The sequence below is a fragment of the Herbidospora daliensis genome (genome assembly GCF_001570585.1).
In the GTDB taxonomy this organism is placed as follows: domain Bacteria; phylum Actinomycetota; class Actinomycetes; order Streptosporangiales; family Streptosporangiaceae; genus Herbidospora; species Herbidospora daliensis.
On the sequence record NZ_BBXF01000004.1, the window covers coordinates 141,728 to 165,644 of the forward strand.

The following is a 23,917-nucleotide window of genomic DNA, read 5'->3' on the forward strand; positions in this document are numbered from 1 at the left end:
TCGCGAGATCGAGAAGTCAAGATGTATCGCGATGCCCATCATCGCAGTAAAAGGACCGTTTTGCCGGTCTAATGGTTGCCACTATGGTTCCGTAAGCATTACGGAGAATCTCCCTTTTGCCTGGCGGGGAGAGCAATCGACTGACGAAGAGGCCATCGTGGGACGTCACCGCACTGACGAGATCGAGGGCGGCTACCCCGCGTACGAGCAGCCCGCCACCCGCCGGAAGTCGGCAGGGCCGGGCAAGGTGCTCGTCCCGCTGGCGGGGGCCGTGGCCCTCGCGGTACTGCTGGGCGTGGCCGCGTACGTCGTGGTGAACAAGGACTCCGCCGGGTGCTCCGGCGAGAAGGTGTCGTTGTTCGTCGCCGTCGCCAAGGACATCGAACCGGCCGTGAGCGAGATCGCCGAGCGGTTCGTGAAGGCGGAGAAGACCGTCGACGGCAGCTGCATCGACGTGGCCGTGAAGGGGGCCGACTCCGACGGGGTCGCCGCCGCGCTGACCGGGACCGGCGGGGCCAGTTCCGCGCCCGACCTGTGGATCCCCGACTCGTCGTTGTGGTTGTCGCAGATGCCGGCCAAGTCGGCGCCCAAGGTGAGCGGCAACCTGGCGACCTCGCCGATCGTGCTGGCCGCGCCGAAGGCCGCCGCCGCGAAGCTGGCCGAGTCGCTGGAGCCGAGCTGGACCGGCATGATGACGGCCGCCAACGCCGCCAACCCCGACGGGCTCGCGAGCAAGGTGCGCGTGGTCGTGCTCGACCCCGCCAAGAACGCCGCCGGGCTCGGCGCGCTGCTGGCCGGGGCCGGGATCCTGCAGCAGAGCGGCGACGAGGGCTCCGAGGAGCTGCTGGTCGGCGTGCTGCGGCAGTTGTCGGAGTCGAAGGTGACCTCGCCCGACAACCTGTTCGCGACCCTGTCGAAGGCCGCCACCCGGGTGCCGATCGGGGTGACCTCCGAGCAGTCGGTGTGGGCGTTCAACAAGGCGAACAAGAACGCGGCCGTGGCGCTCTATCCGGCCGAGGGCACCGTCAACCTCGACTACCCGATCATCACCACGGCGAAGGACCCCGAGAGCGCCCAGGCCGCCAAGCTGTTCACCACCGAACTCGCCTCGGCCGCCTCCCGCAAGACCATCCAGGGCCTGGGCTTCCGCACCCCCGAGGGCCAGGGCAGCGTGCTGACCCCCGAGTCGGGCATGCGGGCCGAGGCCCCGACGGCCCTGCCGATCCCCGACGCCAAGACCGTCGTCAAGCTCGCGCAGTCGTGGAAGCGCGTCGGCCTGGGCACCAAGTTGCTGTCGCTCCTGGACGTCTCGGGCACGATGGCGCTGCCCGCCGACTCCTCCGGCATCACCCGCATGCAGGCCATCTCGCAGGTCAGTACCGAGGGCCTGAAGCTGTTCCCGGACAAGACCGAGATCGGGACCTGGATCTTCTCCGACAACCTCAACGGCGAGAAGGTCGACTGGAAGGAGACGGTCCCGGTCGGGCCGCTCGCCCAGCAGATCGACGGGGTGACCCGGCGCGAGGTGATCGCCCAGCAGATGACCCAGATCAAGGCGATCCCCACGGGCAACACCGGCCTCAACGACTCGCTCTGGGCGGCGTACCAGAAGATGACCGCCGAGTACGAGGCCGACAAGATCAACACGATCCTGCTGTTCACCGACGGCGTCGGCAACGACGACCCGAGCGGCGGCATCACCAACGGGGGCATCCTCAAGCGCCTCAAGTCGGCGTACGACCCCGCCAAGCCGGTGTCGGTGCTGGTCATCTCGTTCAACACCCAGGGCGACGAGAACCGCGCCCAGATGGAGAACATCGCCAAGGCGACCGGCGGCACGGCGTACTTCCCGGAGACGGTGCTGGAGATCAGGAACATCTTCCTGCAGGGCATCGCCCGCCGGTTGTGCGCGCCCAACTGCCCCAGCGCCAAATAATCTTCACCTGAGTCACAGGAGTCGCTGTCTTCCCAGGTCATGCCACTTGAGCATGGCCTGGAAGACGGTAAACGCGGCGCCGGAAAGGGGCGTCCTTCTCGTGTGGGGACCGGCAGGTCCTGTTCTCGGGGAGGAATTCCGTTGCCCGGATGGCCGACCGTCGGCCGAGCCGACGACAACCGTCTGCTCGACGCGTTGAAGCGCGACGACGCGCACGCACCAGCCAGCCTGTACGACGCGTACGCCGACCGGCTGAACGACTACGCCTACAGCCGCCTGCGCGACTTCGACCTGGCCGCGAGCGCCGTCCACGACGCCCTCGTGCTCGCGGTCGCCTCGGTGGGCCGGCTGGCGGAGACGCAGAAGCTGCGCGCCTGGCTCTACGCCCTGGTGCGCTTCCAGTGCGCGTCGCGGACGCCGGGCACGGCGACGACGCCGATCGACCTGGCCGACAGCCCCGACCCCGAGATGACCATGCTCGTCCACGAGGCGCTGGGCGAGCTGAGCGGGCCCGAGCGCGAGGTGCTGGAGCTGTCCTTACGCCACGACCTCACCCCGGCCGAGGCGGGCGCGGTGCTGGGGCTGACCTCCCGCCAGGCGGCGACGCGGCTGGATCGGGCCCGCGACCACCTGGAGAACTCGGCCGCCGCGGTGGTGCTGGCGCGCACCGGCCGGGCCCACTGCCCCGACCTGTCGGCGATGGTCGACTCGTGGGACGGCCCGCTGAGCACGCTGCTGCGCCAGCGGCTGAGCCGCCACATCGCGGGCTGCGAGGTCTGCGCCGAGGGCCGCGAGCGGCACGTCTCTGCGCCGAAGCTGCTGGAGATGGTGCCGGTGGCGTTCCCTCCGCTGTCGCTGCGCCGCCGGGTCGTGGACACCTGCGCCCACCCGGAACGAGACGAAACGAAGATCCTCATCGTGCGGGACGGGGATCACTTCGACCGGAACGGATTCCCCGTTCCGGTCGGGCGGCGGCCCCGAGTGAAGCGGGGCCGCCGGGCGGGGGGAGTGTCACGGCGGGCGGCGGGGAAGAAGAAGTCCCGGCGCGCGACGCCCGCCGTGGCCGCTCTCGGCGTGGCCCTGGTCGCGGGGGGCGGGGTGTTCTGGCTCAACGGGGCCGTCGCCGGCGCGCCGACCCGCATCGAGGCCATGCCGCAGCCCACGGACGACGTGGTCCAGGCCCCCCAGTACGAGACCACCGAGGAGGACACCGCGCCCCCGCCGCCGGAGGAGACCCCGGCGGCCGACCCGACGCCGGTGGAGGCCGAGCAGACCTCCTCCACGCAGGCCCCCGCCCCGGTCGCCACGGCGGCCGGGCAGCCCTCGGCGCGGCCCCGGCCGACCCGCACGCCCGCGAGGACCCCCAAGCCCACCCGGCGGCCGAACGCCGCCCCGGCCGCGCTGTCGATGACCTGCCCCGGAGACGTCGGCGACTCCTCCGGCGGGGTGCTCTACCTCACCGCCAGGAACGCTCCAATCGCCTGGAGCGCCCGCGCGGGCGACAACGTCTCGATCGCCCCGGCGCGCGGGGTGCTGAAGAAGGGCGCGAGCGGGCGCATGACGATCTCGATCGTCGACCCGAAGTCGGCCGGCGGCGCCACGATCGCGATCACCTCGCCCGGCGGCAACCCGTCGTGCCGGATCACCTGGCGCGGCGACGGCTACTCCCCGCCCGGCGGCGGGGTGCCCGACCCGACCAACCCGCCCCGGCCGACCCCGACGCCCCCGAAGACCGACGAGCCGACCTCGGCGCCCAGCGAGACCCCGGCGACCCAGGTGTCGGAGGGGCCCCAGCAACCTCTGCAATAACACGGGCGGTTGCCGAGTCGTTACCGATAGAGTCCTGGTCCTTTGTGAACCGGGCGCTGCGGAAGAGCGTCGCCATTGACGCGCGTGTCCCCGGTTGATCCTATGAAGTGCCTCCACCAGCCGGGAGAGTGACATGGGGACCAGTAAGACCGTCCTGATCGGTGTGGTCGGTGCGCTGTGCGTGGCGGGAGCCGTGCTCGCGCTGGCCGACGTGCAGACGCCCGCCAGGCTGATCTTGACGCCCCTGTTCCTGCTCCTGGCGCCCGGCGTGGCCATCGCCGGGTTGTTGCGTGATCGTGACCCCCTATCGGCACTAACCGTGGGACTGGCCGCCAGTCTGGCTGTCAACGTTCTTCTCGCCGAGGCGATGCTCCTCTTCGACGCATGGTCACCGCGTGCCGGCGTGGCCACCGTCGCGGTCGTGAGCGCGTTTCTGGTGATCCTGCGCCAGCTTCACCGCCCCCGCACTCGCGTCACCCCCGCCAGAACTCCCGGGTGACGACCCCACACCACCCTCTGCCCCACGACCGGGACGAGCCCCTGACCCATCTCGTCCAGTCGCGCCGGTCCGCTGGCAGTCTCCGCTCATGACAGACCGCCCGGAAGGACATTTCCGTCACCATGAGTCCCGAGATCACCGGCCTGCGGCCGCTTCCGCACGTCGAGCGATACACGCCCCTCGGCCCCCACCTCGCGGTCTCGCCGACCGTCAGCGTCGTCGTGCCGGCGATGAACGAGGCCGAGAACCTGCCCCACGTGTTCGCCACCCTGCCGACCTGGGTCCACGAGGTCGTCCTGGTCGACGGTCACTCGACCGACGACACCGTCGAGGTGGCCCGGCGGCTGCGGCCGGGGCTGCGCATCGTCCACCAGACCGGCCGGGGCAAGGGCGACGCCCTGGCCGCCGGGTTCGCGGCCTGCACGGGCGACATCATCGTGATGATCGACGCCGACGGCTCGACCGACGGCCGCGAGATCATCCACTTCGTCAGCGCCCTGGTCAGCGGGGCCGACTTCGCCAAGGGCTCGCGGTACGTGCCCGGCGGCGGCAGCGACGACCTCACGGTCACCCGGCGGGCCGGCAACAGCGTGCTGCGCACGATCGTCAACACGCTCTACCGCACCCGGTACACCGATCTCTGCTACGGCTACAACGCCTTCTGGGCCCGCCACCTGCCCGCGCTCGACCTCGACTGCGAGGGCTTCGAGGTCGAGACGCTGATGAACATCCGGGCGGCCAGGGCGGGGCTGCGGGTGCACGAGGTGCCCAGTCACGAACGCTGCCGCATCCACGGGGAGTCGAACCTGCGGGCGATCCGCGACGGGCTGCGGGTGCTGCGCACGATCGTGCGGGAGTGGCGCCGCCGCCGCGCCGCCCCCGCGCCGCTGCCGCAACCGGCCACGGCCGACCAGGGCGCGGCATGAACACCTCCGTGGTGATCTGCGCGTACACCGAGGACCGCTGGGACGACATCGCCGCCGCGGTCGCCTCGGTGCGGGCCCAGACGGTGCCCGCGCGCGAGCTGCTGCTGGTCGTCGACCACAACCCCGACCTGCACCTGCGGCTCAAGCGCGCCTACCCCGACGCGATCGTGCTGGAGAACGTGCACGACCGGGGGTTGTCGGGCGGCAAGAACACCGGTACCGAGGCGGCCACCGGCGCCTACGTCGCGTTCCTCGACGACGACGCGGTGGCCGACCCGGGCTGGATCGAGGGCCTGGAGTCGGCCATGGCGGAGCTGGGCGTCGTCGGCGCGGGCGGGGCCACCCGCCCGCTGTGGGCCACCCGGCGGCCCCGCTGGTTCCCGGTGGAGTTCGACTGGACGGTCGGCTGCACCTACCGGGGCATGCCGGAGACCCGCGCGCCGATCCGCAACGTGATGGGCGGCAACGCGATCTTCCGCCGCGACGTGATCGGGGCGGTCGGCGGGTTCTCCACCGGCATCGGCCGCAGCGTCGACGGCCGTGAGAGCAGGCCGCTGGGCTGCGAGGAGACCGAGTTCTGCATCCGGCTCACCCAGCGGCTGCCCGGCTCGGTGCTGCTGTTCGAGCCGTCGGCGGGCATCGGCCACCGGGTCCCGGCGGCGCGGGAGACCTTCGGCTACTTCCGGTCCCGCTGCTACGCCGAGGGGTTGTCCAAGGCCCTGGTCACCCGGAGCGTGGGCAGCGGCGACGGGCTGGCGAGCGAGCGGTCGTACACGTTCAGGACCCTGCCGCTCGGAGCGCTGAAGGGGCTGGTCACGCTGCGCTGGGGGACGAGCGCCGCCATCGTCGTCGGGCTGGCCTGGACGACCTGGGGTTACCTGGTCGGGAAGGCACGACGATGAACACCCCGATGAACCGGGTGCCGATCCTGATGTACCACTCGGTCACCGACCGGCCCAACGCGGAGACCCGGCCGCTCGCCGTGCGGCCGGGCGACTTCGCCGAGCAGCTGGCCTACCTGGCCGCGAACGGGTTCACCCCGATGACGTTCGCGAGCCTGATCGCGGCCGTGAACGGCACCGGCGCGACGCTCCCGGCCAAGCCGGTGGTGCTCACCTTCGACGACGGCTACGCCGACTTCCACACCGAGGCGATGCCGATCCTCGACCGCTACGGTTTCCCGGCCACCCTGTTCCTGACCACGGGCTGGGTGGCCGACGCTGGCGGCGAGGCGGCCGGCCGGCCGCTCGACCACATGGTCAGCTGGTCGCAGACCCGGGAGGCGGCGGCCCAGGGGCACGAGATCGCCGGGCACAGCCACAGCCATCCGCAGCTCGACCAGTTGCCCGACGCCGAACTCCGGCAGGAGCTCCGGCGCGGCAAGGCGGTCCTGGAGGACAGACTCGGACTCCCGGTGACGACGATGGCCTATCCCTACGGCTACTCCAGCGCCCGGGTCCGCCGGGAGGCCCGGCGGGCCGGGTTCTGGGCGGCGTGCGCGGTCGCCAACGACATGGCCGACCTGCCCGCCCCCGACATGCTGGCCGTTCCCCGCCTGACGGTGAGCCGGACCACCGGGCCGGGCCGGTTCGCCCGCGCCGTGGAAGGCCGGGCGCTCCCGCTGGTCTATCTCCGGGAGCGCGCGCTGACCCGTGGCTACGCCGTCGTCCGCCGGGGCAGGTACGGAATCGCGCGTTTCGCCCGAAGAGCATAAGGGGAGAAAACAGGGCGACCGAGGACATGAGGGGGCACAGTGGCCCAGGCATGGCTACCCGTCGCCAGTCGCATTCCCGCTCCCCAGGACGCCGGCCCCATGATCGGGGGCGCGCCCAGGGTGGTCTGGTTCATTTGGCCAGGAGACCCACAAGGGATCTCGGCCAAATCCGTGGCCCAGCGGCTCGTCCAGCTCAACCGCCCCGCCCACCTGGTGTGGAACCCGGTGACGGGGCAGATCATCCAGCAGTTGCCGCCGACCCGCGCGGCCTGCGGCCTCACCGGAGACCTCAACCGGCAGGGCCGGGTGTGCGTCCAGATCAGGGTCTTGGGGTCGGTGCACGAACCGTTCACCGACAGCAAGCTCGACGGTCTCGACGAGATCCTCGCCTGGCTCGACTCGTGGGAGGTTCCCCGGCGGTGGCCGGCCGGTCCGCCCCTACCCGTGCCCCATTCGCTGGTGCAGGACGGCAACCGCCGTCTCTGGGCCCGTGGGGGGCATTTCGGGCACTCACAGGTTCCGGGTTCCGCCGAGGGGGATCCGGGGGCCATCGACGTCGCCCGCATCATCGGAGACAGCGCGCCTCACTTAGAGGTGCCCCGTCCCCGTGAGGAGCTACGTCTCCTGGAGAGCGTGGTCTAGCAGGGTCCTGACGATCCCGCAGCCGTGGCGGACGTCGTGGAGCGCGGCCGAGCCGTAGCCGACGACCAGGCCGTGGACGCGGGGCGGGCCGTGGTGGTGGCGAATGGTCGTGTCGACCAGGACCCCCCGCTCACGGGCTCCGGCGACCACTTCCGGCACGACGTGTTCCGGAAGTTCCGCCAGGACGTGCAGACCGGCCGTGTCGCCCTTGGTCCACGGGCCGAGGGCGGCCACCACGGCCTCGCGCCTGCGGGCGTACTCCAATCGCATGCGTCTCAGGTGCCGGTCGAGGTCGCCGCGGTCGAGCAGGATCGCGACCGCCCGCTGGACCGGCCCCGACGTGCGGTCGGCGAGTTCCTTCCGCGTTCGCGCGATCCGGTCGAGCAGCGGCCGTCCGGCCACCAGCCAGCCGACGCCGACGTCGGGGCTGAGCGACTTCGACAACGTGCCGAGCAGCACCACGTTCTCGGGGCCGAGGCCGTAGAGGGCGGGGAGCGGGGCGACGTCGTAGCGGAACTCGGCGTCGTAGTCGTCTTCGACGACGAGCGCGCCGGTGGCGCGGGCCCAGGCGAGCAGGCGTTCGCGGCGCGGGATCGGCAGGCGCCCGCCGGTCGGGTACTGGTGGGCCGGGGTGGTGTAGATCATCCGCAGGCCGTCGGGCAGGTCGTCGACGATCAGGCCGTCGCCGTCGACCGGGCAGGGCACGATCTCGGCCCCCCGCGAGGCGAAGATGCGCCGGGCCGACCGGTAGCCCGGCTCCTCCACCCCGACCCGGTCGCCGGGCTTCAGCAGGGTGGCCGCCAGCAGGTCGAGGCCGTTGCCGGTGCCGCGGGTGATCAGCACGTCGTTCGGCCCGGCGGGCACCGCGCGGGCCCGGCGCAGGTGGTCGGCGAGCGCCTCGCGCAGCGGCGGGTCGCCGTAGAGGTCGGGCCACGCGCTCATCGGCAGGTCGCCGGCGGCCCGCCAGGCCCGCCGCCAGGCGGCGGTGTCGTAGGCCGTCACCCAGGGACGGCCCGGCCGCAGGTCGATCAGGCCGGGGTCGGGGGCGTGCGGCGGCGGATTGGACTCGGGGTCGGGCTCGGGCGGGCGGGCGGCACCGCCCTCGACGGCGTGGACGTCGGCCACGTAGGTGCCCGAGCCGTGTTTGCCGTCGAGCCAGCCTTCGGCGTAGAGCTGCTGGTAGGCCTCGGTGACCACGGTCCGGCTGACGCCGAGGAGACCGGCCAGGCTCCGGCTGGAGGGCAGCCGCTCCCCGGCCCGCAGCGCGCCGTCGCGCATGGCCGCGCGCAGCTGGTCGCTCACCTGGACGACGAGGGGGGTCGGGGCGGCCCGGTCGACGGCCACCGGCAGATCGACCTGCTGCTCCCGCAAAGTGGTCTCCCTCAACACCGCGAAAGTGGACGTGTTCCTCCAGGCCACTCGGCTCCTACGGTACCCGTATGACCGAGCTGTCCAGCACCCCTCGTACCGTCCTCGGCCGTTCCAAGGCCCGTGGCCGCACCGACCGCGCCGAGCTCCACGCCGTCCTCGACGCCGGCCTGATCTGCCACCTGGGTGTGATCGCCGACGGCTCCCCCATGGTCATCCCGACCGGGTACGGCCGCATCGGCGACACCCTCTACGTCCACGGCTCCACCGGCGCGCGGTCGCTGCGGATCGCCCCCGGTGACACGGTCTGCGTGACCGTCACCCACCTCGACGGCATCGTGCTGGCCCGGTCGGTCTTCCACCACTCGGTCAACTACCGCTCGGCGATGATCTACGGCGTGCCGCGCCTGGTCACCGACGAGGAGGAGCGCATGGCCGGGCTGGCCGCCATCACCGAGCAGCTCGCCCCCGGCCAGTGGGACTACGCGCGGCTGCCCAACCGCAAGGAGATGGCCGCCACCGCCGTGCTGGCGTTGTCGCTGGAGGAGGCGTCGGTCAAGATGCGCGCGGCCGGCCCGAGCGACGACGACGAGGACTACGACCTGCCGATCTGGGCGGGCGTGCTGCCCGTCGTCACCACGTGGGGCGTCCCGGAGACCGACCCCAGGATGACCCGGGACATTCCGGTTCCCGCCCATATCTCCGGTAGATGACCTTTGACAACCGGGTCGCCCGATCGGGCGTCTACTTAACGCAGCACGAGGCGACCGGCGCCCATGTGGCCATCGAGTACCCGCAAGGGACTCGCATGGGCGGCCGGGTCGCCTTTTTTCTTCTCCGTTACGCCTCCGGAGTGGCCGGCCGAAACCCGGAGCAGGCGTCCCCCGATGTGATCAGCGTCACCAAATCATGCCTTCGGGGCATCACCCGGCGCTCCGCGCAGTATTGGTTCCCGAATGGCGATGTCACACTATGCCCTGGTCAACGGGCCGAACAGAGCCCGGCTTCGGGACTCGGCGTCCCCGCACTACCCACCTGTACCACTAAAGTCACGTTTGACACTGAGTCACTACAATCTCATGACTTTTCCCATCACGAGGTAGACCCGCCGTTAGGCTCTGTGGTCGTCATGGTGGGGGCCCGGGCACATAAGGAGACCGCATGTACGGCCAGACCGGCGCCTGGCGGGTTCCCGGCTATACGGAGCTACGCGAGCTCGGCACCGGCGCAGCCGGACAGGTCGTGCTGGCCAGGCACGATGCCGATGGAACGCTAGTCGCGATCAAATACCTCTCCCAGGAACTCCGAGCCGACCTCAACTTCATCGCCCGGTTCCGGCACGAGGCACGTCTCCTCGCGCTGATGGACCGGAACCCGCACGCCGCCCGCTTCTACGAGTACGTCGAGCAGCCCCACGGCGCCGCGATCGTGATGGAGCTCGTCGACGGCGTCTCGTTGCGCGCGATGATCCGCTCCGAAGGCCCGACCGGGCCCGAGGCCGCCCTGGCGGTGCTCAAGGGCTCCCTGATCGGCCTCGCCATCGCCCACGACATGGGCGTGGTGCACCGGGACTTCAAGCCCGAGAACGTCATGGTCGACGGCGACGGCCACAGCAAGCTCGTCGACTTCGGCATCGCCGCCCGCGCGGGCGAGGGCATGCCGGCCTCGGGCACGCCGTCGTACATGGCCCCCGAGCAGTGGGCGGGCGCCCCGGCCGGGCCGACGACCGACGTCTACGCCGCCACCGTGGTGTTCTTCGAGTGCCTCACCGGGCAGCGCCCGTTCCAGGCGGGCAACCTGGCCGCGCTGGCCCACCAGCACCAGGCCGCCCCGGTCCCGCTCGACCAGATCCAGCCCCAGCTGCGCGGCCTCATCGAGCGCGGCATGTCCAAGCACCCGCAGGAGCGCCCCGCCTCGGCCCACGCCTTCCTCCAGGAACTGGAGTCGGTGGCGCTGGAGACGTACGGCCCGCAGTGGGAGGAGCGCGGACGCCGCCGCCTGGCGGCCCTCGCCGGTCTGCTGGCCGCCTTCTTCCCGCTCGCCGCGTCGGTGCCCCAGGCCAACACCAACCTCGCCGACACCCAGCTCGCCGCGGGCAGCGAGGACTTCGGCGACGAGGAGCGCAAGGGCGGCTTCTTCAGCAAGGCGTTCGTGAAGATCGGCCTGACCGTGGTCGGCATGGCGGTGATCGCGGGCGGCACGGCCGTGCTGGTCGGCTCGATCAGCGGCGCGACCCTGTCGGCCGGCACCACCCAGCTCACCCCGAGCCCGGTGAACACCTCCTCGACCCCCGACCCGCTGGTCGAGGAGGTCGACGACGGCCTGATCGAAGAGGTCCCGGTCACCGAGACCCCCGAGGTCACCGAGTCGCCGGAGGCCGACGGCAACCAGCCCCCGGTCACCCAGCCGACGTCGAACGTGCAGCCCAAGCCGACGCAGCAGCCGAAGCCGAAGCCGACGAAGAAGCCCACCAAGAAGCCGACCCCCAAGCCCACCAAGAAGCCGGGCGGCGGCGGTGGCGGCCTCGAGGAGCCGGGCGACCCGACGGCCACCAGCGAGCCGGGCGAGGAGACCCCGACCCCCTCCCCCTCGCCGACTCCGACGACCAACTCGCCGACGCCCACCACGCCGACGTCGCCCACCACGTCGTCCGAGCCCTCATCGCCGCCGCCTTCGAGCCCGTCGAACGACCCGACCATCACCCGCAACACCGGCTCCCCGGGCGGCGGCGGCCCCGGCTCCCCTTCGTCGGAGCCCACCCCTGAGGCCGAACCGACCGTCGAGCCGACCACCGGAGAGACGGCCGCCGCCGGATTCTTCGCCCTCGGCCTGATGACGACCGGCCTCGTGCCCGCCACACTTGCCGTGAAGCGGTCCATGGCGGGAAGGCACCGGCGGAGGCGTAAGTAGTCATGCATGACGGGGGCACTGTCGCGGGCCATCGGCTGACCGGCAGGACGCGGGTCAGCGAGGTCGGCACCTGGCACGACGCGGAAGGCCCCGGCGGCGCGCCGTCGGGGCTGCTCCGGTTCAACGATCACCTGCTGGCCGCCCCGGGCGCGCGTGAGCGCCTGGTGGCGGCCATTTCCGCTGATCGGCGGCTGGCCCAGTCGGGGCAGTACGGCCTGCTGCCGGTCGCCGACCTGGTGGCGGCCCACGGCGAGGTCTGGCTGATCGTCGGCCGCCGCACCGTGCCGACCGTGGCCGACCTGCTCACCGGCGGCGGCCAGCTGGGCTGGCAGCCCGACGCCGGCAGCGCCGCCACGATCCTGATCGAGACCGCCCAGACCCTGCTGGGCCTGCACGCCGCGGGCCTGGCCCACGGAGCGGTCCACCCCGGCACGGTCGTCATCGGCGAAGACGGCTCGGCCCTGCTGGCCGAACGCGGCCTGCTGGAGGCGCTGCGCACCGAGCCCGCCTCGCCGGAACGTGACATCGCCGCCTGGCAGGGCCTGGCCCGCACCCTGTCGGCGAGCTGGGCCACCGGCCAGCAGGCGCAGCTGCTCGACCACGCCGCCTCGACGGCCGCCTCCCGGGGGCTGGCGGCGGCCCGCGACGTCCTGACGAACGGCCGCGAGCTGCTCCCGGCCGGGTTCTCCACCCGCGAGTCGCTGGTGCGCACCCTGCACGCCTGGTCGGCGCTGCCGCCGGTGGCCGCGGCGCTGCCGCCCGCGCGGCTGCCCGAGACCGGCGAACTGCGGACCCTGCTCGACCCGGCCCGCCACCCGGGCGCGCCGCCCGCGGCGGAGTCGGGCGGCATGCGGTTCGGACCGGGCGTGCCCGCCGACACCTCGGCCGCCCAGATCTGGCGGCAGGGCGCCACCCAGCACGCCGACCCCACGGCCCAGAGCCGCCGCAAGGCCAGGCCGAAGCGCCGGGGCGCGTGGCTCAGCTCGCTGGTGGTCTGCCTGCTGATCGCCGGTTTCATCCTCTACCAGCGGATGCAGCCGCCCGCCGAGATCACGGTGTCCAAGGTCAGCGTCTCCGCCCCGAAGAAGACCCAGGGGTGCGACGCCAAGACCAAGATCATGGCGGTGGTCACCACCAACGGCGAGAGTGGAACTTTCACGTACGAGTGGGAGCAGAGCGACGGCCGGGTGACCGAGGGCACCCAGCGGGTCGAATCGGGTACGACTTCGGTAGATCTTCCGCTGATCTGGCAGGTGAGCGGTCCGGGCCGATTCAAGGGCACCGCAACGCTCCGCGTGCTCGACCACACCGCCGAGGGGAAGCCCATAGCCGCGAAGGCGAGCTTCTCGTACAAATGCTGACTTCACTAGGCTGCACGGCATGACGACGACCCCCGCCGGCTGGTACCCGGACCCCTACGGCTCGCCGCAGCTGCGGTGGTGGGACGGTTCGCAGTGGACCGACGCCACCCACGCCCTGGAAGGCCAGGACGCCCCGGAGACTCCGGAGCCCGCCGGACAGGAGACGCTGGCGACCACTCCCGCCGCGCCGGCCGCTGCCACCGCCCAGTTCGCCCCTCCGCCGGCCCCGCCGCAGCCGCAGTGGGCCGCGCCGTCGCAGGCGTGGGGCGCCACGAGCCAGTTGCCGATGCCCCAGTTCGGCGCGCCGCCGAAGCCGCCCTCGCCGTTGCCGTGGGTGCTCGGCGGGGTGGGCATCGTGCTCGTCATCGCGCTGGTCGTGGGCGGCGCGTTCGTGTTCCTGAACCAGGGCGCGAGCGAGCCCTCGATCGCCCGGCCCCCGGCGACCAACGAGCCGGCGCCGCCGCCGCAGACCGAGCAGGCGCCGCCGCAGGAGCAGGTGCCGGTCCCCGACCAGGAGCAGCCGCAGCCGCAGCAGCCCCCGCAGCCGTCGATCACGTCGTTCCCGCAGCCGGAGGACGGCCGCATCAACGACGCGGTGTCCGGCCTCAGCTACAAGTACCTGGGCCAGCCCTGGAAGGTCTCCGACCCGAAGGTCATGAACGCCCCCAGCGACCCGACCTACCCGCTGTTCACCAGCGGCTACGGCGCGGTCTCCCAGCCGGGCTTCAACGGCCAGGAGGGCGTCGACTGGATGGGCACGGTCGCGGCCGCCCAGCTTCCGCAGATGCTCCCCTACCGGGGCGTCGAAGACCTGGAAGTGGTCACCACGACCCTGCTGTCGGCGTACGAGCCGGTCTTCTACTCGCTCAAGCACGAACGCCAGGTGCTCCGGAACGAGGCGATCAAGGTCGGCGACCGGGACGCCTGGATCATCGAGTACAAAATGGACTTCAGCGCGGTGGCCAAGGAGAAGAAGTACGACTTCACCACCGAGACGGGCGCGTTCGTGCTGGTCGACATGGGCGAAGGGAAGCGGCCGTCGTTCTTCTACGTGTCGATCCCCGACAACCTGAAGTCCGAGCAGGTCGGTGATGTCCTGGACTCGCTCCAAACGCACTGAGCCGGAGCACTACGCTAAGGACATGAACGACCTGCTGGTCTGGATCGACTGCGAAATGACCGGGCTCGACCTCGGGCGCGACGCGCTGGTGGAGGTCGCCTGCGTCGTCACCGACGGTGAGCTGAACCAGTTGGACCACGGGGTCGACGTCGTCATCAAGCCCCCGCCGGAGGCGCTGGAGCAGATGTCGGAGATCGTGCGCACCATGCACACGGCCTCCGGCCTGCTCGAGGCCCTGGCGGGCGGTGTGACCCTCGCCGAGGCCGAGGCCATCGTCCTGGAATACATCCGGGGCCACCTCCCGGAGCCGAAGAAGGCTCCGCTGTGCGGCAACTCGATCGCCACCGACCGCTCGTTCCTGGCGCGGGACATGCCCGTGGTGGACAGCCACCTCCACTACCGGATGATCGACGTCTCCTCGATCAAGGAGCTGGCCCGCCGCTGGTATCCGCGCGTCTACTTCGCCTCACCCGAGAAGCAGGGCGGCCACCGCGCCCTCGCCGACATCACGGAGAGCATCCGGGAACTGCGCTACTACCGGGCCACCGTGTTCGTCCCGCAGCCCGGTCCCGACTCGGCGACGGCACGCGACACGGCGGAGGCCGTTAGTAGTTCGTAGTTGTCACGCGATACCGCTACACTCGTGCTTGTACGCGAGACCGGGTGAGCGGGATCGCGCACATGGTGGGTATAGCTCAGTTGGCAGAGCGCCAGGTTGTGGTCCTGGATGTCGTGGGTTCAAGTCCCATTACTCACCCAGCGTAAGGGCCGGTCCTTCGGGACCGGCCCTTCATCGTTTCCCCGCCTGTCACACCGGCACGTCACACTGGCACACATGACGAGCCCGCCCATCCGCACCGCCGTCCGTGTCGTCGCGCTCGACGGCGACGGGCGGGTGCTGTTGCTGCGCTACGAGGAGAACGGCGGGTTCTGGGCCACTCCGGGCGGCGCGCTCGACGGCGACGAAGACCATCTGGCCGCGTTGCGCCGGGAGATGCGCGAGGAGCTCGGGACCGGCGAGGTCCCGGTCGACGGGCCGGTGGCCGAGCGGGCCAAGGAGTTCCTGTTCGAGGGCGCGATGATCCGGCAGGTCGAGCGTTACTACCTGGCCCGGCTCTCCGCCGGCGATGTGGACCTCGCGCGGGCGACCCAGCCTGACACCATTCAGGAGTATCGGTGGTGGACGGCCGGCGAGCTGGAGACGACGCCGGAGACCGTCTACCCCGCCGACCTCGGTGATCTCGTCACGGAGATCGTCCGCAGCGGGGTGCCCGCGCGGCCGGTCGTGCTCCGGTGACGTAGCCGGGTGCGATTTGCCCACGAAGCAACCCCCACAGGGCTTTCACGCGAGTTAAACTCGCTCACAACCGCTACGCCGGACGCGGGGGCCCTCGGCGACTTAACTCTCTGCCATGGATCTCTGCCACGGAGGCCAGATGCGAGTCGACGACCCCACCGGAACGGCCCTCAGCAAGCGCGAGACAGAGGTCATGGACCTGATCGCCAACGGTCACTCCAACAACCAGATCGCACAGCGGCTGTTCCTCAGCGAGAAGACGGTCAAGAACCACGTCAACCGGATCTACGCCAAGCTCGGCGTCGCCTCCCGGGGGACGGCCATCGACCTGTGGTCAGGACGCGAGCCCTCGCCGTAGCCGGGACAGCCCCACTTCGATCTCCTCCGGGGTGACGTTGAGGGGTGGGCGGAGCCGTACAGTGCCCTCGGAGGCGGGCAGGACCAGCAGCGACTCACGCTCGCGCAACCGTGCGACGACCGCGTCGCGGTCGGGCACGTCGAAGGCGGCGAGCAGCCCGCGACCCCGCGCGTTGCGCAGCAGGCCCTCGGCCTCCAGGTCGCGGAGGGCGCCGAGCAGCTTGTCGCCCAGCACGCCGGCGTGCTCGATCAGGCCGTCGCGTTCGATGATCTCCATGATCCGGGTGGCGCGCACGATGTCGGTCAGGCCGCCGCCCCAGGTCGAGTTGATCCGGCCGCTGACGCGGAACACGTTGTCGGGCACCTGGTCGACCCTGCGCCCGGCTATCACCCCGCCGACCTGCATCTTCTTCGCGAACGCCACGACGTCGGGCCGCAGGCCCAGCCCCCGGTACGCCCACGCCGACCCCGTCACGCCCACCCCGGTCTGGACCTCGTCGAGCACGAACAGGGCCTCGTGCCGGTGGCACAGGTCCTGCATGGCGCGCAGGAACTCCGGGCGCAGATGGTTGTCGCCCCCCTCGCACTGGATGGGTTCGGCGATGAAGCAGGCGATGTCGTGGGGGTACCTGCGGAACGCGTCCTCGGCCTGGCCGAGCGCGTGCTCCTCGGCCGCCTCGACGTCTCCCAGGTGGACGGCGGGGGTGTCGATGCGGGGCCAGCCGAACTTGGGGAAGCGGTCGGTCTTGATCGGCTCGGTGTTGGTGAGCGAGAGCGTGTAGCCGCCCCGGCCGTGGAAGGCGCGGCTCAGGTGGAGGACCTGGGTGCCGAGGCCGGGATGGCGGCCGTTGGCCTCGTTCCAGCGGCTCTTCCAGTCGAAGGCGACCTTCAGCGCGTTCTCGACGGCCGCCGAGCCGCCCTCCACGAGGAACAGGTGGGGCAGTTCGGGGTCGCCGAGGACGCGGGTGAAGGTCTCGGTGAAATCGGCCAGTTCCTCGGTGTAGAGGTCGGAGTTGGCCGGTTTGTTGGCGGCCAGCCGCCCGAGGCGGGCGAGGAAGGCCGGGTCGTCGTCGAAGGGGTTGAACCCCAGCGGCGACGACGCGAACGAGGTGAAGAAGTCGAGGTGTCTCCGGCCGTCGCGGGCGTCGACGAGCCAGGAACCCGAGCTGCGCGCCAGATCGAGGACGACGGGCAGGCCGTCGACGAGCAGGTGCCGGGAGAGCCGCTCGTGAACCGTCATGATGAAGATATTCCCGGCCTATGGCGCTATACGCGGAAAATCTTCACGCAGGCATGTTCTTCACCCGAAACGCCAGGTAGAACAGCGAGAGCCCCAGGATGATCGCCAGCACCCCGATGAGCCAGGCGAGCGAGAGCGCGCCGGCGGCCGGCCAGATGACCAGCACGACGCCGAAGACCACCGACAACACCCCGGCGAGCATCAGGCCCCAGTCGCCGTCGATCCGCCTGCGGGCGTTCACCGCGGCGATGATCTCCAGCAGGCCGGTGACCACGAACCAGGCGCCGATCAGCCAGAGCAGCACGATCGCGGTGATCGCGGGCCAGGTGGCGACGACGATGCCGACGACCACCCCGACGACGCCGGAGAAGATCATCCAGCCCCGGGAGCCCTTGTTGACCTCGCGGAAGGCGCCCGCGATCGTGAACAGGCCGTTGACGATGGCGTACGCGGCGAAGACGTAGACGAGGGCGAGCAGGGTGATGCCCGGCCACGCCAGGGCGATGATGCCGAAGATCACCGCCAGCAGGCCCCGGACCGCCAGCACCCACCAGGTGTCCCGGCTGGCCGGGCGGAGGCCCGTGTTCAGGTCGGCGTTCAGATCATGCATGTGACCCACCTCCATCAGGAGGTATGTGTCCAGAAATATCCCGCTTTCAGACCATATGTGGGCCAAGGATCAGAGGGCGTTGAGGAACCGGGCCGCGACCGGGATCGCCACGTCGCGGCCGGTGCCGCCGTTCTTGACGAAGACCGCGAACGCCAGGTCGTCGTGGAAACCGACGAACCAGGCGTGGTCGTCCTGCCCGGCCTCCTCGGCGGTGCCGGTCTTGCCGCTCACCCCGGCGGGCAGGCCGGTGTTCTCGGCGGTGCCCTCCGACACCACCGACGACATCATCGTGCGCAGTCCCTCGGCCACGCCGGGGGCCAGCGGCGCCTCGGCCGGCTGGTCCGGCGCGTCGGCGAGCAGCCGGGGCGCCCGCCATACCCCGCTCTGCACCGCCGCCGCCACGCTCGCCATGCACAACGGCGTGGCCACCACGGTGCCCTGGCCGAACGACGCCTCGGCCAGCGCGTCGTGGTTGTGCGGCTCGGTCAGCGACCCGCAGGAGCCGCCCGCACCGGTCGACAGGGTCGCGCCGAACCCGAAGGCCGTCGCCTGGGCGGTCAGCGTCGCGGCCGGCACCCGTTCGACGGCCAGCTGGGCGAAGGTGGTGTTGCACGACTCGGCGAACGCCTGCCGGAAGGTCACCGTGCCGAAGTCGTGGGCCTGGAAGTTGTTGATGACCCGCCCGAACGGGATCTGGTAAGTCGCCGGGCAGCTCACCTGCTGGTCGGGGGTGACCCCGGCCGCGAGCAGCGCCGCCGCGGTGACGATCTTGAAGGTCGAGCCGGGCGGGAAGGCCGAGGAGAAGGCGCCCTTGCCGCCGAGCCGGTCGGCCACCGCGAGCACCTCGCCGGTCGAGGGCCTGATCGCCACGATCGCGGCCGGCTTCTGCACCGGGTCGAGGGCGCGGGCGGCGGCCATCTGGACGTACTTGTCGATCGTGGTGGCGAAGGCCGGGCCCTCGGTGACCGGCTGGTCGTGGCGGTAGACCTCCTCGACCTCGCCGTCGAAGGGCTTGTCGATGACCACGCGCCAGCCGCCCTTCGACGGGTTGGGCGGGGCGTGCGCGGCCAGGTCGTCGACGTAGGAGTCGGCGTAGCTGTTCGGCGGCAGGGCCTCGCCCTCGCGGGTGGCCAGCCGGTAGGGGGCGCCGGGCAGGTTGCGGCGTTCGATGGTGTCGCCGTGTTCGAGGTCGGGGTGGATGGTGTCGGGCGTCCAGTCGACCTGCCACTCGCGTTTGACCACGATGAGGCGGACCGTCGAGGTCAGCTTCATCGGGGGGCCGTCGGCCATCGTCCACTCCCCCGTGAACGACAGGTCGGCGGTGACGTCGTCGATCTCGTCGACGGAAAGGGGGGTGAAGACCCGGCTCACCGGCTGGAGGGCGGTGTCGGCGGCCTGGTGGAGCGTGGTGAAATCCTCCGGGGGGTCGTGGACGAGCGCGCGCATCGCCGCGAGGTCGCCCTTCTCCCACTCCTTGAGGTAGGCGGTCCCGGCGTCCCAGGGGGTGTTGCGGTTGGGGTTCTCGGGCTCGACGAGCTCGTCGGGCACGCTCTCAGGCGTCGCGGTGGTCACCGGGTCGGGGGGCGGCACGCTCCGGCCACTCACGATCAGCCCGGCCACCCCTGCGACGAACATGGTGACGACCGCCGCGACGAGAACGAGCAGGGGCCGCCTGCGCATTAGGTTCTCCTGGGAGGTCGGAGTGCACTCCTGGATATACCACGCGAAGACGACAGGCAGAGAGATGTGTGATGGCGAAGTCCACGAACCCGGTACCGGGCCGATACCTCGTCGTGTTCGGGGAGGTCGAACTGCTGCGTGACCTCGACAACCCGGCGGGGTGGATGCTGCTCATGGACGGGGTGCCCCAGTCGTACGTCGACCTCGCCGACCCGACCCATCTCGACTTCGAGTACGTCCAGCTCATGGGCATCGCGATCGACTGTCTGCCCGAGGGGCCGCTCGACGTGACCCACGTGGGTGGGGGCGGGTTCACGCTGCCCCGCTACGTCGCGGCGACGCGGCCGGGCTCGCGCCAGATCGCCATCGAGCCCGACCACGCGCTCGTGCAATTGGTCAGGGACCAGCTCGCCCTCAAGACGGTGCCCCGGCTCAAGGTGCGCACGACCGGCGGCCGGGAGGGCGTCACCACCCTCGACGACGCCTCGGCCGACCTCGTCGTCCTCGACGCCTTCTCGGGCGCGGTGATGCCGATCGAGCTGGCCACCGCCGAGTACATGGGCGACCTGGCGCGGGTCCTGCGGCCCGACGGCACGCTGCTGGTCAACGTGGCCGACGGCAAGGGGCTGCGGTTCGCCCGGCGGCTGCTGTCGACCGTGCGCGGGGTGTTCCGGCACGTGACCCTGCTGGCCGAGCCCGGCGTCCTGCGCGGACGCCGGTTCGGCAACCTGATCGTCGTCGCCTCCAACCGCGACCTGCCGCTCGACCGGCTGGTGCGGGCGGCCGCGGGCGGGCTCACGCAGGCGCGCTGCGTGGCCGGCGAGGACCTGGTGAAGTTCGTCGCGGGCGCCAAGCCCATCCACGACGGAGACCCGGTGGCGGCGCCGGTGCCGCCACCTGCGGTCTTCGGCTGACGTGCCCGCTCAGGCCCCGTGGGAGCGGGCGATCTCGTCGATGCGCTCGGCCAGCCGGTAGTCGAGGTCGGTCAGGCCGCCCGCGTCATGGGTGGTGAGCGTGAAGTGCAGGGTGCGCCAGCGGATGTCGATGTCGGGATGGTGGTTCATCTTCTCGGCCTCCTCGGCCACCCGGTCGACGATCATGATCGCGGTCGGGAAGTCGGGGGCGTCGATGGAGCGCCGGAGCGTCTCGCCGTCTTTCGTCCATGCCATGGACTCACCGTCTCACAAGCGCGGCCAGCTCCCCCCGGGCGTCGGCGCGGCCTTGGCGCGGGCGCGGCGGGCCATCGACATGATGCCGCGCACCATGTGGGTGGCGTGGGTCTGCTGCCGGGTGGCGATCGACTTGGCCAGGATCGGCTCCAGGTCGGCCATCAGGCGCGGCAGCTGGGTGACGCTCCAGTCGTGCCAGCGGGAGAACTGGGTGCCGCCGCTGTCGCCGTCCTCCTGCCGGTAGGCGACCATGACGGGACAGTGGTCGTTGGCGTAGGCCAGCCACGACTCGATGGCCGAGTTGAACCGTTCCACCCGCGAGTGGGCGGCGTAGAACCAGCCGTCGTCGCCCAGGTAGTCGTCGTCGCCGGGTTTGGCCGGGTAGGCGCGGGCCAGCGCGCCGTGCAGGAACAGGCCCGACGCGACCATGAGCTGGCGGCCGTCGGCCCAGTCGATGGTGTCCTGGAGCGGTCCAGGGCAGCTGGACTCGATCGCCGAACGCTGATAACTCGAGGGTTCGCGCTCGAACCGCACGTGGACCTCGGCCCACATGTAGTACTTCGCCTCTCCCGCCCCGAAGAAGGGGAAGGGAAACTCGTTCATCAACTCAAACTCCCGGAGGGGGCCGTCGAATGGCGGATTACCACCGTGCCATCCGGTCAATCTCCTAGCATCCGTAGGATTGCGGGGTTTTACTGTCTTTCGTGTTCGTGGGACGTGAAGCGGAGTCAACCGCGCTGGCCGAGGCCCTGGAGACCGGCGGGCTGGCCGAGGTGACCGGGGAGCCCGGCATCGGCAAGACCCATCTGCTGACCGAGTTCGCCCGCGAGGCGGGCGGGCGCGGGGTCAAGGTGCTGCGGGGGGTGGCCACCGAGTTCGAACGCGACCTCCCCCACCGCGTCTTCGAGGACGCCATCGGCCCGCTGGGCGGCGGCGACCGGCTGGCGCTGGCCCGGACCGTCCGCGAGCACCTGGCCGAGCTCGGCCGGGTGGCGCTGGTGCTCGACGACCTCCACTGGGCCGACCCGGCGTCCTGCGAGCTGCTGGCCTCCCTCGTGCGGCGGCCCGCCGACGAGCTGCTCGTCGTCTGCGCCTACCGCGACCGGCAGGCCGGCCACCGGCTGCTCGGCGCGCTGGCCGAGGCCGGGCCGGCCGCGATCCCGCACGTCCGGGTCAGGCTCGGGCCGCTGTCGCTGGGCGAGGCGCGCGAGCTGGTCGGCGACCGGCCGGAGCTGCGCGACCTGCACGACGAGAGCGGCGGCAACCCGCTCTACCTGAAGGGCCTGGCGGGCGGCGCGGCCGGGACCACGCTGACCGGGCTGCTGGCCGGGGAACTGGCCCGCCTGTCGGACATGGAGTTACGGGCCGCCCAGGCCGGGGCGGTGCTCGGCGACGCCTTCACCCCCGACGACGTGGCGATGCTCGGGCCGGTCCCGGCCGTGCTCGGCGAGCTCGCCGCCCGCGACCTCATCCGCGACACCGGCGACGGCCGGTTCCGGTTCCGCCACCCCCTCCTGCGGCAGCTCGTGTACGAGGGCGCCGACCCCGCCTGGCGCATGCTGGCCCACCGGCTCGCGGCCCGCGAGTTGTCGGCCCTGGGCGCGCCGGTGAGAGAGGTGGCCCACCACGTCTCCCGTACCGCCAGCAGGCACGAGCCCGGCGACCTGCCGACGCTGATGGCGGCGGCCCGCGAGGCCGTCAACATCGCGCCCGCCGCCGCGGTCGAGTGGCTGAAGGCGGCCCAGCCGCTGGTCGGCGACCTGACCGACCCGGTCTCCGTCGAGCTGCACGTGCTGCTCGCCCAGGCGCTCATCTACGACGGCCGCCTCGAAGACGCCCGCGCGGCCCTGCACGAACTGCTCCCGCACCTGCCGGTCGGCCACCGCAGCGAGCTCGTCGCCGCCTGCGCCGTCGTCGAACGCCTGCTCGGCCGGTACGCCGAAGCCGCCTCCCTGCTCACCAACGAGGCCGCCAAGGGGGGCAGGGGCGCCTGGCTGCACCGCGAGCTGGCCACCCTGCGGCTGCACCTGGGCGACGTGCCCGCCGCGATGGCCGACATCGCGGCCGCCGTCGAGGCCGCGGAGAACCCCGAGGAGGAGGCGGCCGGCCATTCGCTGCTCGCCTTCGCGGCGGCGTACGAGGGCGAGCCGGGCCCGGCGGCGCGGGCCGTCGACACCGCCGCGCACGCCGCCGACGCGCTGACCGACGCCGCCGCCACCCGCGAGCTGACCGCGCTGACCCGGCTGGTGTGGGCCGAGTCGTTCGTCGAACGGCAGGCCGACGCCGAACGCCACGCCCGCCGCGCGCTGACGCTGGTCAGGTCGCTCTCGCGCAGCGGGCTGCTGGCCGACGTGCTGATGGCGCTGACCCAGCTCTGCGGCCGGACCGGCCGGCTGGAGGAGGCGATCAGGTTCGGCGAGGAGGCCGAGGACGTCGCCTGCCAGTCGGGCAGCCCGATCCTGCTGGCGCTGGTGCGGTCGATCCTGGCCGAGTCGGTGGTCTACACCGACGTGCAGCGGGCCGTCGGCCTCGCCACGTGGGCGGCCGACTCGGTGACCGGGGTCGACGGCTGGTGGTCGGCGAGCACGGTCTGCCTGTCGGCGCAGGTGCTGCTGTCGGCCGGGGAGCCCGACCGGGCCCGCTGGATGCTGCTCGGCATCGGCGGCGGCGTCGGCATGCCGCAGTGCCAGCCGGGTTACCGGCCGATGTGGCTGGAGACCCTCACCCAGGCGCTGCTCGGCTGCGACGAGGTGGCCTGGGCCAGCGCCGCCGCCAATGCGGCGCTGGCCGCCGCCGGGTCGCTCGCGCTCCCGGCCCAGCACGCGTTCGCCTCGCGCGCGCTGGCGTGTGTGCGGGCCGCCGAGGGCGACCTCGCCGGGGCGGCGGAGTTCGCGGCCCGGTCGGCGGAGCTGTTCGGCGCCGCCGGGTTCCGGCCCCACGTCGCCCGTACGCTGATCATGACCGCGTCCTTCAGCGACGACGGCCACAAGGAGCTCGCGACGGCGAAGGCCATCGCGGCCGAGGTCGGGGCGAGCGTGCTGGCCGAGGAGGCCGAACGCGAGCAGCGCCGCCTGGCCGCGCGGGGCCCCCGCAGGGGCGACCTGCTGACCAAGCGGGAGCGGCAGATCGCCGAGCTGGCCAAGACCGGCCTGACCAGCAAGGAGATCGCCGCCCGCCTGATGCTGAGCAGCCGTACGGTCGACGACCACCTCGCGCACGTCTACCGCAAGCTCGGGGTCTCCTCGCGTACGGCACTCGCCAACGTGCTCGGCGTGTGAG

The 23,917-nt window shown here is 71.8% G+C and carries 22 protein-coding genes and 1 tRNA gene; 17 read left to right on the plus strand and 6 right to left on the minus strand.

The features are described from left to right. The first annotated feature begins 157 nt into the window (after window positions 1-157). The 7 genes from AW274_RS20925 to AW274_RS20955 all read left to right on the plus strand — a co-directional run bounded on the left by AW274_RS20925 (window position 158) and on the right by AW274_RS20955 (window position 7,526). On the plus strand, window positions 158-1,936 hold the full coding sequence (locus AW274_RS20925) for a substrate-binding domain-containing protein (protein WP_232320211.1): 1,779 nt from the start codon (window positions 158-160) through the stop codon (window positions 1,934-1,936). A gap of 141 nt (window positions 1,937-2,077) precedes the next feature. Next, window positions 2,078-3,745, plus strand: coding sequence for a sigma factor-like helix-turn-helix DNA-binding protein (locus tag AW274_RS20930; protein WP_062435169.1), 1,668 nt, complete (start codon window positions 2,078-2,080; stop codon window positions 3,743-3,745). Window positions 3,746-3,878: 133 nt separating this feature from the next. Further along, window positions 3,879-4,244: a hypothetical protein gene (locus tag AW274_RS20935; protein ID WP_062435171.1), complete on the plus strand. Its 366-nt coding sequence runs from the start codon at window positions 3,879-3,881 to the stop codon at window positions 4,242-4,244. Window positions 4,245-4,366: 122 nt separating this feature from the next. Further along, on the plus strand, window positions 4,367-5,170 hold the full coding sequence (locus AW274_RS20940) for a glycosyltransferase family 2 protein (RefSeq protein ID WP_062435173.1): 804 nt from the start codon (window positions 4,367-4,369) through the stop codon (window positions 5,168-5,170). Beyond that, window positions 5,167-6,072: a glycosyltransferase family 2 protein gene (locus AW274_RS20945; protein WP_062435176.1), complete on the plus strand. Its 906-nt coding sequence runs from the start codon at window positions 5,167-5,169 to the stop codon at window positions 6,070-6,072. The genes AW274_RS20940 and AW274_RS20945 overlap by 4 nt, the downstream gene beginning before the upstream one ends. Next, window positions 6,069-6,884, plus strand: coding sequence for a polysaccharide deacetylase family protein (locus AW274_RS20950; protein WP_232320212.1), 816 nt, complete (start codon window positions 6,069-6,071; stop codon window positions 6,882-6,884). The genes AW274_RS20945 and AW274_RS20950 overlap by 4 nt, the downstream gene beginning before the upstream one ends. 171 nt (window positions 6,885-7,055) lie before the next feature. Continuing rightward, the gene (locus AW274_RS20955) at window positions 7,056-7,526 is read left to right on the plus strand and encodes a hypothetical protein (protein WP_198169341.1); all 471 of its coding nucleotides are present in this window, start codon (window positions 7,056-7,058) and stop codon (window positions 7,524-7,526) included. Here the strand turns inward: AW274_RS20955 and pdxR are convergent. Then, entirely contained in the window at window positions 7,500-8,912 is a 1,413-nt protein-coding gene (pdxR, locus tag AW274_RS20960; protein ID WP_232320213.1) for a MocR-like pyridoxine biosynthesis transcription factor PdxR, read from the minus strand. The genes AW274_RS20955 and pdxR overlap by 27 nt on opposite strands. A gap of 53 nt (window positions 8,913-8,965) precedes the next feature. On the opposite strand from pdxR, the gene AW274_RS20965 reads away from it, so the two are divergent. The 8 genes from AW274_RS20965 (at window position 8,966) to AW274_RS21000 (ending at window position 15,940) form a co-directional block, all read left to right on the plus strand. Further along, window positions 8,966-9,607, plus strand: coding sequence for a pyridoxamine 5'-phosphate oxidase family protein (locus AW274_RS20965; protein ID WP_062435186.1), 642 nt, complete (start codon window positions 8,966-8,968; stop codon window positions 9,605-9,607). Between the two features lie 448 nt (window positions 9,608-10,055). Further along, window positions 10,056-11,804, plus strand: coding sequence for a serine/threonine-protein kinase (locus tag AW274_RS20970; protein ID WP_062435189.1), 1,749 nt, complete (start codon window positions 10,056-10,058; stop codon window positions 11,802-11,804). Between the two features lie 2 nt (window positions 11,805-11,806). Continuing rightward, entirely contained in the window at window positions 11,807-13,165 is a 1,359-nt protein-coding gene (locus AW274_RS20975) for a protein kinase family protein (protein ID WP_062435209.1), read from the plus strand. A gap of 19 nt (window positions 13,166-13,184) precedes the next feature. Continuing rightward, entirely contained in the window at window positions 13,185-14,285 is a 1,101-nt protein-coding gene (locus AW274_RS41400; protein WP_062435212.1) for a DUF2510 domain-containing protein, read from the plus strand. 22 nt (window positions 14,286-14,307) lie between these two features. After that, complete coding sequence (gene orn, locus AW274_RS20985; protein WP_062435216.1) at window positions 14,308-14,904, plus strand: oligoribonuclease; 597 nt, start codon at window positions 14,308-14,310, stop codon at window positions 14,902-14,904. 65 nt (window positions 14,905-14,969) lie between these two features. Next, window positions 14,970-15,042 (plus strand) — tRNA-His (locus AW274_RS20990). A gap of 78 nt (window positions 15,043-15,120) precedes the next feature. Further along, window positions 15,121-15,582: an NUDIX hydrolase gene (locus AW274_RS20995; protein WP_062435219.1), complete on the plus strand. Its 462-nt coding sequence runs from the start codon at window positions 15,121-15,123 to the stop codon at window positions 15,580-15,582. 139 nt (window positions 15,583-15,721) lie between these two features. Then, window positions 15,722-15,940 carry a response regulator transcription factor gene (locus AW274_RS21000; RefSeq protein WP_030455926.1) on the plus strand — a complete coding sequence of 73 codons (219 nt, stop codon included), beginning with the start codon at window positions 15,722-15,724 and terminating at the stop codon, window positions 15,938-15,940. Here the strand turns inward: AW274_RS21000 and lat are convergent. The 3 genes from lat to AW274_RS21015 form a co-directional block, all read right to left on the minus strand. Then, on the minus strand, window positions 15,917-17,179 hold the full coding sequence (gene lat, locus AW274_RS21005; RefSeq protein WP_062435223.1) for an L-lysine 6-transaminase: 1,263 nt from the start codon (window positions 17,177-17,179) through the stop codon (window positions 15,917-15,919). The genes AW274_RS21000 and lat overlap by 24 nt on opposite strands. Before the next feature lie 43 nt (window positions 17,180-17,222). Beyond that, window positions 17,223-17,789, minus strand: coding sequence for an HdeD family acid-resistance protein (locus AW274_RS21010; RefSeq protein ID WP_062436170.1), 567 nt, complete (start codon window positions 17,787-17,789; stop codon window positions 17,223-17,225). Between the two features lie 69 nt (window positions 17,790-17,858). Next, window positions 17,859-19,469, minus strand: a complete 1,611-nt coding sequence (locus AW274_RS21015) for a penicillin-binding transpeptidase domain-containing protein (protein ID WP_062435227.1) — start codon at window positions 19,467-19,469, stop codon at window positions 17,859-17,861. Window positions 19,470-19,540: 71 nt separating this feature from the next. Between AW274_RS21015 and AW274_RS21020 the strand changes: the two genes are divergently transcribed. Further along, the gene (locus AW274_RS21020; protein ID WP_062435229.1) at window positions 19,541-20,383 is read left to right on the plus strand and encodes a spermidine synthase; all 843 of its coding nucleotides are present in this window, start codon (window positions 19,541-19,543) and stop codon (window positions 20,381-20,383) included. 9 nt (window positions 20,384-20,392) lie between these two features. Here AW274_RS21020 and AW274_RS21025 read toward each other — a convergent pair whose 3' ends face one another. After that, window positions 20,393-20,638: a 4a-hydroxytetrahydrobiopterin dehydratase gene (locus tag AW274_RS21025; protein ID WP_062435232.1), complete on the minus strand. Its 246-nt coding sequence runs from the start codon at window positions 20,636-20,638 to the stop codon at window positions 20,393-20,395. 12 nt (window positions 20,639-20,650) lie between these two features. Beyond that, the gene (locus tag AW274_RS21030; protein ID WP_062341338.1) at window positions 20,651-21,241 is read right to left on the minus strand and encodes a hypothetical protein; all 591 of its coding nucleotides are present in this window, start codon (window positions 21,239-21,241) and stop codon (window positions 20,651-20,653) included. 101 nt (window positions 21,242-21,342) lie between these two features. Between AW274_RS21030 and AW274_RS21035 the strand changes: the two genes are divergently transcribed. Beyond that, window positions 21,343-23,916 (plus strand): ATP-binding protein, encoded by a 2,574-nt coding sequence (locus AW274_RS21035; protein WP_062435234.1) that lies wholly within the window; start codon window positions 21,343-21,345, stop codon window positions 23,914-23,916. Window position 23,917 lies beyond the last annotated feature (1 nt).